At 71.4% G+C, this 14435-nt stretch carries 16 protein-coding genes; 8 read left to right on the top strand and 8 right to left on the bottom strand.

All coding sequences use genetic code 11. The annotated features are described in order from the left end of the window. The first annotated feature begins 45 nt into the window (after positions 1-45). Together ACWCV9_RS20845 and ACWCV9_RS20840 are read left to right on the top strand one after the other, a co-directional pair. On the top strand, positions 46-285 hold the full coding sequence (locus ACWCV9_RS20845; protein ID WP_385843491.1) for an SCO4848 family membrane protein: 240 nt from the start codon (positions 46-48) through the stop codon (positions 283-285). 274 nt (positions 286-559) lie between these two features. After that, a complete protein-coding gene (locus ACWCV9_RS20840; RefSeq protein WP_450788533.1) occupies positions 560-2104 on the top strand; it encodes an ABC transporter substrate-binding protein in 1545 nt (514 codons plus the stop codon). A 9-nt stretch (positions 2105-2113) separates the two neighbouring features. On the opposite strand, the gene ACWCV9_RS20835 is transcribed toward ACWCV9_RS20840, so the two are convergent. The 8 genes from ACWCV9_RS20835 to ACWCV9_RS20800 form a co-directional block, all read right to left on the bottom strand. After that, on the bottom strand, positions 2114-2842 hold the full coding sequence (locus tag ACWCV9_RS20835) for a TetR/AcrR family transcriptional regulator (protein ID WP_385843494.1): 729 nt from the start codon (positions 2840-2842) through the stop codon (positions 2114-2116). Positions 2843-2905: 63 nt separating this feature from the next. Further along, positions 2906-3331 carry a VOC family protein gene (locus ACWCV9_RS20830; protein ID WP_385843496.1) on the bottom strand — a complete coding sequence of 142 codons (426 nt, stop codon included), beginning with the start codon at positions 3329-3331 and terminating at the stop codon, positions 2906-2908. A gap of 39 nt (positions 3332-3370) precedes the next feature. Further along, positions 3371-3913, bottom strand: a complete 543-nt coding sequence (locus tag ACWCV9_RS20825; protein ID WP_450788532.1) for a hypothetical protein — start codon at positions 3911-3913, stop codon at positions 3371-3373. Positions 3914-4020: 107 nt separating this feature from the next. After that, positions 4021-4782, bottom strand: a complete 762-nt coding sequence (locus tag ACWCV9_RS20820) for a succinate dehydrogenase iron-sulfur subunit (protein WP_450788530.1) — start codon at positions 4780-4782, stop codon at positions 4021-4023. Beyond that, positions 4782-6536, bottom strand: a complete 1755-nt coding sequence (gene sdhA / locus ACWCV9_RS20815) for a succinate dehydrogenase flavoprotein subunit (RefSeq protein ID WP_450788528.1) — start codon at positions 6534-6536, stop codon at positions 4782-4784. Before sdhA ends, ACWCV9_RS20820 begins: the two co-directional genes overlap by 1 nt. A 19-nt stretch (positions 6537-6555) precedes the next feature. Then, positions 6556-7038 (bottom strand): succinate dehydrogenase hydrophobic membrane anchor subunit, encoded by a 483-nt coding sequence (locus ACWCV9_RS20810; RefSeq protein WP_385843502.1) that lies wholly within the window; start codon positions 7036-7038, stop codon positions 6556-6558. Between the two features lie 5 nt (positions 7039-7043). Then, positions 7044-7424 (bottom strand): succinate dehydrogenase, cytochrome b556 subunit, encoded by a 381-nt coding sequence (sdhC, locus tag ACWCV9_RS20805; protein WP_385843504.1) that lies wholly within the window; start codon positions 7422-7424, stop codon positions 7044-7046. A 183-nt stretch (positions 7425-7607) separates the two neighbouring features. Further along, the gene (locus ACWCV9_RS20800) at positions 7608-8156 is read right to left on the bottom strand and encodes a 2-oxo-4-hydroxy-4-carboxy-5-ureidoimidazoline decarboxylase (protein ID WP_450788526.1); all 549 of its coding nucleotides are present in this window, start codon (positions 8154-8156) and stop codon (positions 7608-7610) included. Positions 8157-8310: 154 nt separating this feature from the next. On the opposite strand from ACWCV9_RS20800, the gene ACWCV9_RS20795 reads away from it, so the two are divergent. The 6 genes from ACWCV9_RS20795 to ACWCV9_RS20770 all read left to right on the top strand — a co-directional run bounded on the left by ACWCV9_RS20795 (position 8311) and on the right by ACWCV9_RS20770 (position 14333). Then, positions 8311-9993: a beta-N-acetylhexosaminidase gene (locus tag ACWCV9_RS20795; protein WP_450788525.1), complete on the top strand. Its 1683-nt coding sequence runs from the start codon at positions 8311-8313 to the stop codon at positions 9991-9993. 218 nt (positions 9994-10211) lie between these two features. Further along, on the top strand, positions 10212-10913 hold the full coding sequence (locus tag ACWCV9_RS20790; RefSeq protein WP_450788523.1) for a DUF4328 domain-containing protein: 702 nt from the start codon (positions 10212-10214) through the stop codon (positions 10911-10913). Between the two features lie 92 nt (positions 10914-11005). Then, complete coding sequence (locus ACWCV9_RS20785; RefSeq protein ID WP_450788521.1) at positions 11006-11572, top strand: hypothetical protein; 567 nt, start codon at positions 11006-11008, stop codon at positions 11570-11572. 185 nt (positions 11573-11757) lie between these two features. Next, positions 11758-12147, top strand: coding sequence for a hypothetical protein (locus tag ACWCV9_RS20780; protein WP_385843510.1), 390 nt, complete (start codon positions 11758-11760; stop codon positions 12145-12147). A 276-nt stretch (positions 12148-12423) separates the two neighbouring features. Then, on the top strand, positions 12424-13086 hold the full coding sequence (locus tag ACWCV9_RS20775) for an RNA polymerase sigma factor (protein WP_450788519.1): 663 nt from the start codon (positions 12424-12426) through the stop codon (positions 13084-13086). Beyond that, positions 13086-14333, top strand: a complete 1248-nt coding sequence (locus ACWCV9_RS20770) for a hypothetical protein (protein ID WP_450788517.1) — start codon at positions 13086-13088, stop codon at positions 14331-14333. Before ACWCV9_RS20775 ends, ACWCV9_RS20770 begins: the two co-directional genes overlap by 1 nt. The last annotated feature ends 102 nt before the right edge of the window (positions 14334-14435 follow it).

Genomic DNA, 14435 nt, shown 5'->3' with positions numbered 1-14435 from the left:
CCACCCCCGGCACGGAGCCGGAGCGCGGACGGCGATACTGGTCGCATGAAGCTAAGCCGCCCGGTCTCCTGGTTCCTGCTCGCTTTCGGGGTGTGGTCCTGGGTCATCTGGGTCACCTTCGTCAAGAATCTATGGATGGACGCCAGCGGGCTCGCCTTCCACCACGGCCACCCGACCGCCTACTTCTGGGTCCACCTGCTGCTGGCCGTCGTGTCCTTCGTATTGGGGACGGCCATCGGCGCCATCGGGTTGCGCAGTCTCCGCACCCTCCGCCACACCCCCTGACCCCCTCACCCGGGCAGGAGCCGCACCCCACCCGGGACCTTTCTCACACCACCCGGCTGCCGGAAACGATCGCTCCGGTGTGGAGGGCCTGTGAAACAGGGGGATAACAACGCTTCGGTAAGTTCTTGCGCCTACTGGTCAGAAAGCCCTTCCCCCAGGTGAAACCGGTGTGATTAGGTGAGCCGCGCCACTCTGGGGAAGTGGCTCATTCGTGCTGGTCCAGGGGTAGGGCCTGGAAGGGCCTGGGGAGGGCACCACCATGCGATCTGTTCGCATGCGCATTCTCGTGACGCTGCTCGTGCTCGCGGCCGTGGGAATCGGCGGCTGGCAGCTGCTGCCGTCGCAGGAGGACAAGAACAAGACGATCACGGTCGGTACGACGGACGCCGTCACGGACCTGGACCCGGCCGGCGCGTACGACGCGGGTTCCTGGGCCCTGTTCAGCAACGTCTTCCAGACACTGCTCACGTTCGAGCCGGGCGGCGTGGAGCCGGTCCCGGACGCGGCGCAGAGCTGCTCCTTCGTGGGCAGCGGCTCGAAGACGTACCAGTGCACGCTCCGCGACGGCATCACCTTCCCGAGCGGCCGGGCGATGACGGCCGAGGATGTGAAGTACTCCTTCGACCGGGTCAAGAAGATCAACTCCGATGTCGGCCCGGCCTCCCTCTTCGGCACCCTCGGCTCGGTCACCGTCGACGGCACCAGGAAGGTGACCTTCCATCTGTCGACCCCGGACGCCACCTGGCCGCTGAAGGTGGCCACCGGCGCCGGTTCGATCGTGGACAAGGACAAGTACCCGGCGAACGCCCTGCGCAAGGGCACCTCCGTCGACGGCACCGGCCCCTACACGCTGACCTCGTACACCAAGGGCGCGAAGGCCGACCTCGACCCCAACTCCCGCTACAAGGGCTACCTCAGCGGGACCGGACGCCCGGTCGAGCTGCGCTACTACACCGACTCCGACCAGCTGAACAACGCCTGGAAGTCCCGGCAGATCGACGTGGCCAGCCGCACCCTGCCGCCGGGCGTGCTGTCCCAGCTGAACCCCAGCGACCCGAACAGCCGCATCACCGAGTCGGACAGCTCCGAGACCCGCAACCTGTACCTCAACACCCGCGCCGGCTCACCGCTGCACGACCCCCGGGTACGGCAGGCGCTGGCCTGGCTGGTCAACCGCGAACAGCTGGCCGCCACCGTGTACCAGGGCACCGTCGACCCGCTCTACTCGCTGATCCCGACCGGCATCACCGGCCACACCACCTCGTTCTTCGACGCGTACCCGACGCAGAACGTGCAGAAGGCGCGGGCGCTGCTCACCGAGGCCGGGGTCTCCCTGCCCGTCCGCTTCACCTTCGGCTACGGCCGGAACCGGGGCGCCGGCGAGCAGGAGGCCGCGACGCTGAAGAAGCAGCTGGAGGCGGGCGGTCTGTTCCAGGTGGACGTCAAGGGCTATGAGTGGACCGACTTCCAGAAGCGCTGGGCCGCCGGGCAGATGGACGCCTGGGCGGTCGGCTGGGTGGCCGACTACCCCGACCCGGACACCTTCGGCTCCGCGCTCGTCGGCACCGGCTCCACGATGAGCACCGGCTACAGCAACAAGGCGGTCGACCGTCTCATCCAGGACAGCCAGCAGTACACCGACCGCTCCCGGGCCGCGAAGGACTTCCGCGACATCCAGGCCGACGTGGCCCGGGACGTGCCGCTGATCCCGCTGTGGCAGCGCAAGGAGTACGTGGTCAGCACCGAGGACGTGGGCGGCGGCCAGTACCTGGACGACGGCACGGGCGTGTTCCGCCTGTGGCGCCTCCAGTGGATCTGACCGGTCCGCTCACCGGCCCGGATCCGGCAGCGCCCTCGTCATGCCCGGCAGGAAGTCCGTGAACAGCTCGTGGACCTCCAGGACCAGGGGGCGCAGCACCCGGAACCGGGCCAGGGAGACCCCGCGCGCGGTCAGCCGGGCCCCGCGCCGCGCCAGCCGGTAGCTGCGCTCGCGCCCCGGCGTCCGGTCGAAGATCCAGTACAGGATCAGCCCCATCTGGGACAGCCACATCAACTCCGGCAGCACCTCCCGGAGTTCGGGCGCCACCTTCGTCTTCGAGCCGGCCAGCACCTCCCGGTGCACGCTGATCGCCTGCTCGCGGGCGTGCTCGCTCTCCGGCGAGAAGGGGCTGAGCGGGCTGTCCGGGTCGGCGGCGTTCTTGAAGAACTGCACCGCGAACTCGTGGTACGGCCGCGCGATGTCCAGCCACGTGGTCAGCACGCCCGCGAGCCGCGCCTCCAGGTCGGTCTCCCGGGCCAGGACCTCCCTCACCGCCTGCTGGTGCTCGGCGGCGATCCGGTCGTAGAACCCCTGGATCAGGTGTTCCTTGCCCTCGAAGTAGTAGTAGGCGTTGCCGACCGAGACCCCGGCCTCCTGGGCGATGGCCCGCATGGTCGTCTTGTCGTACCCGCGCTCCTGGAACATCCGCATCGCGGTCTCCAGGATCAGCGCGCGGGTCTGCTCGGACTTGCTGCTGGGGGAGCCGGCCGCCTCGGGGCCGTCGTACTTCACGGGCACGATGCAGAGCCTAACGAGTGACGCGGGCGCCCTCGGACCAGGTCGGCCGCCGGCCCGGCCCGCTCAGCTCGCCACCAGGCGGCCGCTGCGGCCCAGCTCCGGGCGCTTGGTGTAGTCCGTGAACCCGATGACGTTGCCCCACGGGTCGGCGATCTCCACCGTCCAGCCGGTGGCCACCGGGAAGGGCCCGTCGAGCGGTGCGATGCCCGCCGCCGCCAGCGAGCGGGCCGCCGTACGGGCGTCCGCCACCTCGATCCACACCCGCGGCGAGGGCCAGGGCGGCGGCCGGTGCCCCAGCACCTCCTCGTGCCGCAGCAGGATGCCGGGCGTCTCGCCGCCGACCTTCAGCAGCGCGATGCCCGCCTCGTCGAAACGGAAGGCCACCGCGAACCCGGCGCGCTCGTAGAAGCCGACGGCCGCGCCGAGGTCCCCGACGGGCAGCAGGACGTTGTCGAATCCGAGCGGTTCGTACGACTGGTCGTCTGACATACCGTCAGAATAGGCGCCGGAGCGGCCGCGACCCGTGATTCACATGCTGCTGAGCGAACGGGCGTAGTTGACCTGGCCCATGACCATCTGGAAGGTCTCCGGACCGGTGGCCGGGATCATGGTCTGGTGGTGCCGGCCGCCGCTGGTCACGGTGACCTGCACGTAGCCGGTGGTCTTCTTCTCCTTCATCAGCAGGAAGAGCAGGCCGAGCAGGCAGAAGATGAAGAAGATGATCGCCAGCACGATGGCGTGCGACGGGATCTTCTCCTCGGTGTGCGACATGTCGGTGGCGTTCCACACCGCACCGCGCAGCGGCATGGTGCCGGCCGGGGTGACGATCTGATCGCCCGTCACCGTGATGTCCCCGATGGCCACCAGCGGTGCGCCGCCCATCGGCGCCGGAGCCCCCTGCTGCTGGGGGAAGCCCGGCCCCGGCACCTCGGGGTACCCGGCGGCGTCGTACGCCGGGGCGGGGTTGGGGTAGCCGTAACCGGGCTGCGCGGGCGGGGTCGGCGGCTGCGCGGGCGGCTGCCCCGGACCCCATCCACCGCCGCCGTTCTGGTACGGATTCTGCTCGGACATGCTGCTGCCCCCCGATGACGAAGATGCCGTGTGTGTGGGTACTGCGACGAAGGGCCGTCCCCCCGGTCACCGGGAGAACGGCCCCTCGCATTGTGCCAGGCGTCGGCTCAGTAGCGCCGGGTGATCAGCGCCCTCTTCACTTCCTGGATCGCCTTCGTGACCTCGATACCGCGCGGGCAGGCGTCCGTGCAGTTGAAGGTCGTGCGGCAGCGCCACACGCCGTCGCGGTCGTTGAGGATCTCCAGCCGCTGCTCGCCCGCCTCGTCACGGCTGTCGAAGATGAAGCGGTGGGCGTTCACGATGGCGGCCGGACCGAAGTACTGGCCGTCGTTCCAGAACACCGGGCAGGACGAGGTGCACGCCGCGCACAGGATGCACTTCGTGGTGTCGTCGAACCGCGCCCGGTCCTCGGGCGACTGAAGGCGCTCGCGCGTCGGCTCGTTCGTGTCCTTGGTGACCAGGAACGGCATGACGTCCCGGTACGCCTGGAAGAACGGCTCCATGTCGACGACCAGGTCCTTCAGGACCGTCAGGCCCTTGATGGGCTCGACCGTGATCGGCTTCTCGGGGTTGATGTCCTTGATCAGCGTCTTGCAGGCAAGGCGGTTCCTGCCGTTGATCCGCATCGCGTCCGAGCCGCAGATGCCGTGCGCGCACGACCGGCGGAAGGTGAGGGTGCCGTCGAGTTCCCACTTGATCTTGTGGAGGCCGTCGAGGACCCGCTCCTTGGGGTCGATCTCCACCTGGAAGTCTTCCCACACGGCCTCCGCCGCGACCTCCGGGTTGAACCGGCGGATCCGGAAGGTGACCGTGATGTACGGGGAGGCCGCGGACTCCGCCTCGACCTTGTCCAGAACAGGGGTAGCCATCAGTACTTACGCTCCATCGGCTGGTAGCGGGTCTGGACGACCGGCTTGTAGTCGAGACGGATGGATTCGGTCCCGTCGGCGCCGACCTCGCGGTACGCCATGGTGTGGCGCATGAAGTTGACGTCGTCGCGGTTCGGGTAGTCCTCGCGGTAGTGACCGCCGCGGGACTCCTTGCGGGCCAGCGCCGAGACGCACATGACCTCGGCCAGGTCCAGCAGGTTGCCCAGCTCGACGGCCTCCAGCAGGTCGGTGTTGAACCGCTTGCCCTTGTCCTGGATCGCCACGTTCCGGTAGCGCTCCCGCAGCTCGCCGATCTTCTCGACGGCCGCCTTGATCGTCTGCTCGGTGCGGAACACCATGACGTTGGCGTCCATGCAGTCCTGGAGCTCACGGCGCAGGGTGGCCACCCGCTCGGTGCCGGTGGAGTTGCGCAGGCGCTCGATCTGCTCGACGACCAGGGACTCCGGGTTCTCCGGCAGCTCCACGTAGTCGTTCTTGGCCGAGTACTCGGCGGCGGCGATGCCCGCGCGGCGGCCGAACACGTTGATGTCCAGCAGCGAGTTGGTGCCGAGCCGGTTGGCGCCGTGCACGGAGACACAGGCGACCTCGCCGGCCGCGTACAGACCCGGGACCACCGTGGTGTTGTCCGCCAGGACCTCACCCTCGACGTTGGTCGGGATGCCGCCCATGGCGTAGTGCGCGGTCGGCTGGATCGGGATCGGGTCCGTGTACGGCTCGATACCGAGGTAGGTCCGCGCGAACTCGGTGATGTCCGGGAGCTTGGCGTCCAGCTGCTCCGGCGGCAGGTGGGTCAGGTCCAGGTAGACGTGGTCGCCCTCGGGACCGCAGCCGCGGCCCTCGCGGATCTCCGTGTAGATGGCGCGGGAGACGACGTCACGGGACGCGAGGTCCTTCATGACCGGCGCGTACTTCTCCATGAAGCGCTCGCCGTCCTTGTTGCGGAGGATGCCGCCCTCACCGCGGGCGCCCTCCGTCAGCAGGATGCCCATGCGCCAGATGCCGGTCGGGTGGAACTGGAAGAACTCCATGTCCTCCAGCGGCAGCCCGCGCCGGTACACGGCGGCCTGGCCGTCACCGGTCAGGGTGTGCGCGTTGGAGGTCACCCGGAAGAACTTGCCGCAGCCGCCGGAGGCGTAGATGACGGCCTTCGCCTGGAAGATGTGGATCTCGCCGGTGGCCAGCTCGTACGCCACCACGCCGGCCGACCTCTTGACGCCGTCGACCTCGGTGATCAGCTGGTCCAGGACGTAGAACTCGTTGAAGAACTCCACGCCCTCCTTGACGCAGTTCTGGTACAGCGTCTGGAGGATCATGTGGCCGGTGCGGTCGGCCGCGTAGCAGGCGCGGCGCACCGGCGCCTCGCCGTGGCTGCGGCTGTGACCGCCGAAGCGGCGCTGGTCGATGGCGCCGTCCGGGGTCCGGTTGAACGGCAGGCCCATCTTCTCCAGGTCGAGGACGGCGTCGATGGCCTCCTTCGCCAGGATCTCGGCGGCGTCCTGGTCGACCAGGTAGTCACCGCCCTTGACCGTGTCGAAGGTGTGCCACTCCCAGTTGTCGTCCTCCACGTTGGCGAGCGCGGCGGCCATACCGCCCTGCGCGGCGCCCGTGTGGGAGCGGGTGGGGTAGAGCTTGGTCAGGACCGCGGTGCGGCTGCGCTTGGTCGCCTCGATGGCGGCGCGCATGCCCGCGCCGCCGGCGCCGACGATGACGGTGTCGTACTTGTGGATCTTCATGTTTCTCGCAGCCCCGTGCCTAGCGGATGTTCGGGTCGAAGGTGAAGATCACCAGCGTGCCGAGCAGGATGGTGAACACCGTGGCGGTGTAGAGCAGGGCCTTCAGCCACATACGGCTGGCCGCCCGCTCCGCGTAGTCGTTGATGACCGTGCGCAGGCCGTTGGCGCCGTGCAGCATCGCCAGCCACAGCATCAGCAGGTCCCAGACCTGCCAGAACGGGGACGCCCAGCGGCCGGCCACGAAGGCGAAGCCGACCTTGGAGACGCCGCCGTCCAGCACGAGCTGGATCAGCAGGTGGCCGAGGACCAGGACGACCAGCACGATGCCGGACAGGCGCATGAAGAGCCAGGCCGCCATCTCGAAGTTGCCCCGGGTGGAACGCGGGGTCTTCTTGGTGCGCTTGCGCGGCGCCTCGATGAGCGGGGCCGGGTTGTCGACGGTGTAGACGGGGGCACCCTCGACGGGGCCGACTCCGGACGCGGTGGATTCAGTGGTGGCCATGGATCTCAGCTCCCGAACAGAACACGAGCGGCGTGGCCGAGGACCGGGTAGATCGCGCCGATCATCAGCACGAGCCAGACCCCGACGACGCTCCAGAGCATCTGCTTCTGGTAGCGGGGGCCCTTCGACCAGAAGTCGACGGCGATGACGCGCAGGCCGTTGAGGGCGTGGAAGAGGATGGCGGCGACGAGGCCGTACTCCAGGCACGCGACGATCGGCGTCTTGTAGGTGGCTACGACCTTGTCGTAGTCCTCGGGGCTGACACGGACGAGAGCGGTGTCCAGCACGTGGACGAACAGGAAGAAGAAAATGAGGACGCCGGTGACTCGATGAGCCACCCAGGACCACATTCCTTCCCGGCCGCGGTACAGCGTTCCAGCCGGCACGGAAGAACCCTCCGGGAGCGGGGACTAGGGCCGCGCCGGCTTCTCTGTCGGTCGGGCCCGGCCGGGTACGGTCCACCGGCCCTCAGCATCGTATCCAGGCCAACCTGTGTCGCTTACAGGGGGCCTACTTGTGTGATCGAACTGGCACCGGATGGGTTATCGGATGTGCGGCGGACGGCTCGCTCAGATGCCGGATGCGGGTGCCTTTGGGCTGGTCATGCTCGTTCGCGCGGCGCCCAGGGCCGCGGTCAGCCGGCTTCTCGCCAGCCGCCTGAGTTCCTCCGCCGTCGTCACCCGTTCGTCCTCCGGATCGTTTGTCAATCGTGACCGGATTCCTTCGAGGATGTGATCGAGGGTTTCGTCCGGGTGGACGTCACCCAGGTAGATGACGAACGCATGGCCGAACTTGGACTCGTACGCGGCGTTCGCGGCGCTCAGCGCCATATGGGCCGCGGAGTAGGTGTCCGCCGGCAGCTCGGGGAGCGACTCGCCGGCCAGCGCCTCGGCCAGGTCGGCCGGGGAGAGGTCGTACGCCGCCTCGTCCGCCGCGGCCAGCAGTGCGGCCAGATCCGGATAGGGGCGGTGCTCGGTCACCCGGTCGGACCAGCGCAGGCTGCGCAGACAGCGCAGGAGCAGGGCGCGGGCCTCGTCGGCCGGGGCCGCGTTGAAGGCGGCCAGGGGCGTGGGGAGGTGAGGGAGCGGGTGGCCGGGCAGCGTAGGTCCTCGCGTCACGGGTGATGTGGCAGGGGATCTTGTGAAAGGTGTGTCGTCAGGCTATCGAGAGTGGTCACGGTGTGTCCGTGCGATGCCTGAATTTCACCCGGACGGAAGAGTTTCGGAACGCCTGGGTGACGGGTGTGGCGCCGTTCGGTCGTACGTTGGCAGGGTGACCCAGCACAGGCGCCGGGAAACGGCGCAGCAGGTGATACGGAAGCGTGCGGTGGTGGCGGCGGCGTTCGTCGGCACCGTGGCGCTCGGAACGGGTGTCGGGGTGTGGGCCTCGTCGGCCGGCGGCGGCGGGCACTCCGCCGACGCGGGGCGGACGGCGTCCGGCTCGGACGGCGGACGCCTCGGCGTGTCGCCCGGTACGACCTCCGGTACGGCCCCGCCACCGGCCGGCGTGTCGCCGCGGCCCAGCCGGTCCTATCCGCTGTCGCAGACGCCGCGCACGATACCCGCGGTCCGCTCCCACACCCCGGCGCGCGGGCCCGGCTGGCAGCCCCGCAAGGGCGACCGGGTGGTGGTGGGCGACGGCGCCCTGGCCGACGAGGGCCGGCTGATCGCCGGGGAGCTGGGGCTGACGTACGCGGGGGAGCGGGACGACGTACGGGCGGGCGATGTGCGGCTGGCGCTGGGGGGCGGGGGCGGGAACCAGGAGTCGTACACCATGACCGTGCGCGGCGGACGGGTCGACATCAGCGGGCCCGGCGAGGCCGGTGTCTTCTACGGCACCCGCACCCTGAAGCAGGAGGTCCACGGCGGCGGCACGGCCCCGGAGGGGGTGGTCCGGGACGCACCCGCCAAGCCGGTGCGCGGGTTCATGCTGGACATCGCCCGCAAGCCGTTCAGCGAGGCCTGGATCGAGGACCGGATACGCGAGCTGGGGGACCTGAAGTTCAACGAGCTGGGCCTGCACTTCTCCGACGACCAGGCCTTCCGGATCGAGTCCACCAGCCACCCCGAGATCGTCTCCCCGGTCCACCTGACCAAGGCCCAGGTCCGCCGGATCGTGGCGCTGGCGGACAGCCGGCACATCACCGTCGTCCCGGAGATCGACTCGCCCGGGCATCTGGGCGCCGTGCTCGCCGCCCACCCGGACCTCCAGCTGCGCAACGCGAGCGGGATCGCCACCAAGGGCGCGATCGACATCTCCAAGCCCGCCTCCGCGAAGCTCGTCGACGATCTGCTGAACGAGTACGCGGGCCTGTTCACCGGCGGCCAGTGGCACCTCGGCGGCGACGAGTACCAGGCGCTGACCGTGCGGAACCCGCAGACGTCGTATCCGCAGCTGGCCGCCGCCGCCCGGGCCGCCTACGGCTCCGGCGGCACGGTCGCCGACCTCGCCACCGGCTGGCTGAACGCCCGCGCCGCCACCGTCCGCGCCCACGCCAAGACCGCACGGGCCTGGAACGACGGCTTCTACCGCGGCACCTCCGTGCAGCCCGCGGGCGATCTCCAGGTCGCCTACTGGACCGGCAAGGAGATCGGCGCCCGCCCGCCGCTGGACTATCTGAGCGCGGGCCGCACGGTGCTCAACTACAACGACGAGTTCCTCTACTACGTCCTCGGGCAGCCGCAGACCTTCGTGTATCCGACCGGACAGCGGATCTACCAGCAGTGGAACCCGCGCGTGCTGCGCGGCACGGCCGCCGTGCCGGCGCGCTACGACGGCCGGATCGCCGGCGGCTCCTTCGCCGTGTGGTGCGACTTCCCGAACGCGCAGACGGAGGCGCAGGTCGCGGCCGGGATCCGGATGCCGCTGCGGGCCACCGTGCAGAAGCTGTGGGACCCGGGCACCCCCGCGCTGTCCTGGGCGGCCTTCACGGCGCTGGCCGGCCGGCTGGGCTGAGGGCCGCGGCGGGAACCGGCCGGGCCGAGGGACGCGGCGGGAACCGGCCGGGCCGAGGGACGCGGCGGGGGCCCGGCCGGGCCGAGGTGGGGCGACGGGAACCGAGTGGACGTGCCGGGGCGTCGGCCCGTATGTTCCGTTGACCGTTTTTCCAAGATCGCGCGTCCGGCCGTACGACGGCCGTGCCCGCGCTTCTGCTTCACCCGGGGGATCTCCACATGACCTCGCCCATGCCCGCCGCCCCGCCCTTCACGCCCGGTGCCGTCCTGCGCTCGCCGGTGGGGCTCGGCCGGGCCGCCGCCACGCTGCTCGGTGTGGTGATCGCCGCCGACCTGTTCGCCGTCGTCGCCGACTGGATGGAGTTCAGCGTCTCCGGTGAGCTGCTCGGCGGGGCCACCGGCTCCGCCGTGATCCACCGGGCCGACCGCGCCGACACCGTGTACAACATGGCCGGCCTCTGCCAGGGGATCACCCTGCTGGCCGCGGCGGTCGTCTATCTGTGCTGGCTGTGGCGGGTGCGGGTGAACGCCGAGGTGTTCCGCCCGGACCTGCACCGGATGCGGCGCGGCTGGACCATCGGCGGCTGGTTCTGCCCGATCGTGAACCTGTGGTTCCCGCGCCGGATCGTCGAGGACGTCTGGGACGCCAGCCTTCCGCTGGGCTCGCGGACCGGACGCGCGCCGGTCACCGCCTGGTGGACCCTGTGGATCAGCACGATGCTCCTCGGCCGGGTCGCGTACACCGTCTACTCCCGCGCCGACGACCCGACCACCCTGCGCAACGCCGCCGCGCTGATGCTGCTGTCCGACGCGGTCGACGCCGCGGCCGCCGCGCTGGCCATCGTGGTGGTCGTCCACCTCACCCGGATGCAGCACCAGAAGGCGCTGTACGGCCCGGCGCCGGCGCCTCTGTATGGCTGAAAACGATCACAGTGACACTCCCGGTCCCTTGCACGCAGTAAGGGGAAGTGCGGGCTCCGTATCGGTCGGAGCCCCGGCGAGGGAGGCTTTTCATGAGCCTGGTGGAACTGATCGCACAGGCGGACGAGCGCGCGCTGGCCGCCGGTGGGCTGGCTTGTTTTGAGCGATGCCTGCCCCTGCTCGACGGCGACGACGAGCTGCTGCGGCCGCTGTGGGGGCACCTCGCCGACGGCTCCGACTGGGCCGTGAGCCTGGACAAGGCCCGCGCCGCGCTCGGCCCGGCCCCCGCCGGGGACGAGCCCGCGCTGCTGGCCCGCCGCATGCTGGACACCGCCCCGGCCGAGCGCACCGCCGACACGCTGCGCCCCTGGGCCGACGCCTGCTCGGTCGCCTCCCTGCGCATCCACCGGCTGCTCGACCCCGCCGCCGACGGCAGCGCCGACCCGGCCGGCCCCGACGCTGGGCGCAAGGGGGACACCGCGGACCTGCCGCCGCTGGTCGCCGCCGAGCTGCGCCGGCAGACCACCGTGCTGGAGATCCTCGGCGACCACGGCCGCCAGGCCCTGCGCCGCGCCCTGGAGATCTCGGTCGAGGGCCGCCGGGTGCTGCGCGCGGTGGTCTCGCGCCGCGCGCGCAGCGAGGCCGACGCGGGGGCCTGAGCCGGACCGGCCGGCCCGCCGCCGGGGACGCACGGCGCCAAACCTCGGGCGTGAGCGGGTGCTGTGACCGTCTTGCGACGGAGCTGGGGCGGTCCTGGGCGGGTTGCAGAAAGACGCCGATCGGCCGTGACGGATGATCCGCCGCGCTCGCTCTTCCGTATGTGACCCATGTGACCCCCCAGTACGTGACTGCACAGCAGGAGACCAGACCGCACGCCGCGGCGAAGCCCGTGCGATGGGCCGCGGACGCGGTGGCGGCCATGCGCGAGGGCGCCCGGGTGCGCCTCGACTACACGGCGCAGAGCCTGTGGCGCGTGGACCGGATGATCGAGGAGATACGGCGCGAGGGCGCACCGTACGCGGCGGTCGAGACCGTGCTGCGCGGCTTCGGCGCCTACGCCGGTGAGGTGCTGGTCCGCCAGACCGGTGCCGAATGGTGGGCGACCGGCGGCGAGCACTGGGTCCGCACCCCGGACGGCCGACTCTGGGACCCCGTCGACGAGGCCCGCCGCTGTTACCGCGGCCATGGCTCGCTCCGCCTGCTGTGCCGGGACGCCACGGCCTCCACGGGGTGAGCGCAGCCCCCCACAGGCAACGGCCGGGGCCGCCACCCCCCACAGGAGAGGCCCCGGCCGTCGCGCGGACGGGCCGCGCGCGGCCCGTACTTCCTTCAGCGCCGTGGATGCGTTTTCTGTCACACCCCGGGCGCGCTCAGTCCCCAACGGCCCTCACTCTGCGCACATCAGCACTCGATCACGAGTTAGTTGCATCTTCTATGGACATGGACGGGGAGCGGTTTGACGCCGTAACGTGCCTTTCGCGCCGACCGAAGACAGGCGTAAGGGAGTGCGGTGCTGGGGGACGACGCGGAGCTGACCGCCGCGGTGCGTGCGGCACAGGACGGAGACGAGACCGCGTTCCGTACGGTGTACCGCGCAGTGCATCCGCGGCTGCTGGGATACGTACGCACGCTCGTCGGCGACCCGGACGCCGAGGACGTCGCGTCCGAGGCCTGGTTGCAGATCGCCCGCGACCTCGACCGGTTCAGCGGCGACGCCGACCGCTTCCGCGGCTGGGCCGCCCGGATCGCCCGCAACCGCGCCCTGGACCACATACGCATGCGCGGCCGCCGGCCCGCGATCGGCGGCGACGAGACGGAGCTGACCGGACGCGCCGCCGACTCCGACACCGCGGGCGAGGCCATCGAGGCCCTCACCACCGACCGCACCCTCTCCCTCATCGCCCGGCTCCCGCAGGACCAGGCCGAGGCGGTCGTGCTCCGCGTGGTGGTCGGCCTGGACGCCAAGACCGCCGCCGAGACGCTCGGCAAACGCGCGGGTGCCGTCCGCACCGCCGCCCATCGCGGCCTGAAGCGGCTCGCGGAGCTGCTCGGCGACGATCCGGAATCCATGGGCGGGCTCGATGCGCTGCCGCCCCCGCGAGAACCGCGCCAGGGCACGGTGACGTCCGCAACTGTGACGCATACACGCGCGCGGACGCAGAAGGACATGTGATGGCCGACGAGCAGTACAGGTGGCTGAACCGGGAGACGGCGGAACGTCTGCTGCGCGGTGAGCCGCTGGAAGCTGTCGACCCCCGCGCCCGTGACCAGGCCGAACGCCTCTCCGAGGCGCTCGGCGCGCTGTCCGCGCGGACAGCCGGCGGCACCGCCGAACTGCCCGGTGAGCAGGCCGCCCTGGCCGCGTTCCGCACGGCCCGCGACACCGCCGCGGCCGAGCCCGCCGCCACCGCGGGCGCCTCCGGCCGGCGCTTCCGCGCCTTCGGCAACGGCTCCGACGCGGGTCTGGTCCGGATCGGCTTCCCGGGCCGTACCGGAATCTCCGGCCGCCCGCGCTGGGGCCGCCCGGTGCGCCTCGCGCTCGCCGCGGCGGTGGCCGCGAGCGCGCTCGGCGGGGTCGCCGTCGCCGCGGGCAGCGGTGTGCTGCCCGTGCCGTTCGGCCACCGGGAGCCGGGGCCCGCCGCCTCCGCCGACGGACGGCCGCTCACCTCGCCCTCCCCGACCGGCCAGGGCCCGGGCACCGCGAACGGCAGCGCACCGGCCGACCGGGGCGCTACGTCCGGCGAGGCCGCCGCGCCGGACGAGACCCGTCCGTCCGCCGGCGCCGCCGGCCGGTGGAGCGGGGCCGGTTCGGCCTGCCGGGACCTCCGGGACGGCAAGGACCTGGACACCGGCCGCAAGCGCGCCCTGGAAAAGCTGGCGGGCGGCTCCAACCGGGTGAAGTCGTACTGCAAGGTCGTCCTGGGCAGCGGCGAGGGCGGCTCGGGCGGTTCCGGCGACGCGGGCGGCTGGGGCGGTTCCGGCGACGCGGGCGGCTGGGGCGGTTCCGGCGCGGCGAGCGGCGGCAAGGGCGGCTCCGGCCAGGGGCAGGACCAGGGCGCCAAGGGCGAGGGCAAGAGCAACGGCAACGGCCAGGGCCAGGGCAAGGACAAGGGCAAGGGCGAGCAGGACGGCGGCGGCCAGGGCGAGGGCGACTCCCACCCCGGCCACGGCGGAACCGGCACCCACCCCGGCCACGGCACAGGCCACCCCGGCCACGGGGGCTCCGGCACCCACCCCGGTCACAGCAGCGGCCACCCCGGCCACGGCTCGGCCAAGGGCAACGGCCCTGCGGCCGGCTCCGGCGGCACGGCTGGCGGCACCGGCAAGGGCTCCCACCCGAAGAGCACCACCGGGGCGACGGGCGCCGGGCAGCCCAAGGCGGCCGCCACCCCCTCCTCGCCCGCCCCGCACCCCAGCTGACCTGCGGTTTTTTCCTCCCCGGAAATTCGCGAAAAATTTCTTGGCGCCAGGTGTGACGTTTCCGGGGCCTTGTACGCAGTACTGAGTGAGCCGACTGGTCAT

The organism is Streptomyces sp. NPDC001606 (assembly GCF_053596835.1).
This window is presented reverse-complemented; position numbering and strand designations above follow the sequence as displayed.

Bases quoted from the DNA above. Each gene is read 5' to 3' on its own strand.
- ACWCV9_RS20845 (WP_385843491.1), top strand. From the start codon at position 46: ATGAAGCTAAGCCGCCCGGTCTCCTGGTTCCTGCTCGCTTTCGGGGTG.
- ACWCV9_RS20840 (WP_450788533.1), top strand. From the start codon at position 560: ATGCGCATTCTCGTGACGCTGCTCGTGCTCGCGGCCGTGGGAATCGGC.
- ACWCV9_RS20830 (WP_385843496.1), bottom strand. From the start codon at position 3,331: ATGTCAGACGACCAGTCGTACGAACCGCTCGGATTCGACAACGTCCTG.
- ACWCV9_RS20825 (WP_450788532.1), bottom strand. From the start codon at position 3,913: ATGTCCGAGCAGAATCCGTACCAGAACGGCGGCGGTGGATGGGGTCCG.
- ACWCV9_RS20820 (WP_450788530.1), bottom strand. From the start codon at position 4,782: ATGGCTACCCCTGTTCTGGACAAGGTCGAGGCGGAGTCCGCGGCCTCC.
- sdhA (WP_450788528.1), bottom strand. From the start codon at position 6,536: ATGAAGATCCACAAGTACGACACCGTCATCGTCGGCGCCGGCGGCGCG.
- ACWCV9_RS20810 (WP_385843502.1), bottom strand. From the start codon at position 7,038: ATGGCCACCACTGAATCCACCGCGTCCGGAGTCGGCCCCGTCGAGGGT.
- ACWCV9_RS20790 (WP_450788523.1), top strand. From the start codon at position 10,212: ATGACCTCGCCCATGCCCGCCGCCCCGCCCTTCACGCCCGGTGCCGTC.
- ACWCV9_RS20785 (WP_450788521.1), top strand. From the start codon at position 11,006: ATGAGCCTGGTGGAACTGATCGCACAGGCGGACGAGCGCGCGCTGGCC.
- ACWCV9_RS20770 (WP_450788517.1), top strand. From the start codon at position 13,086: ATGGCCGACGAGCAGTACAGGTGGCTGAACCGGGAGACGGCGGAACGT.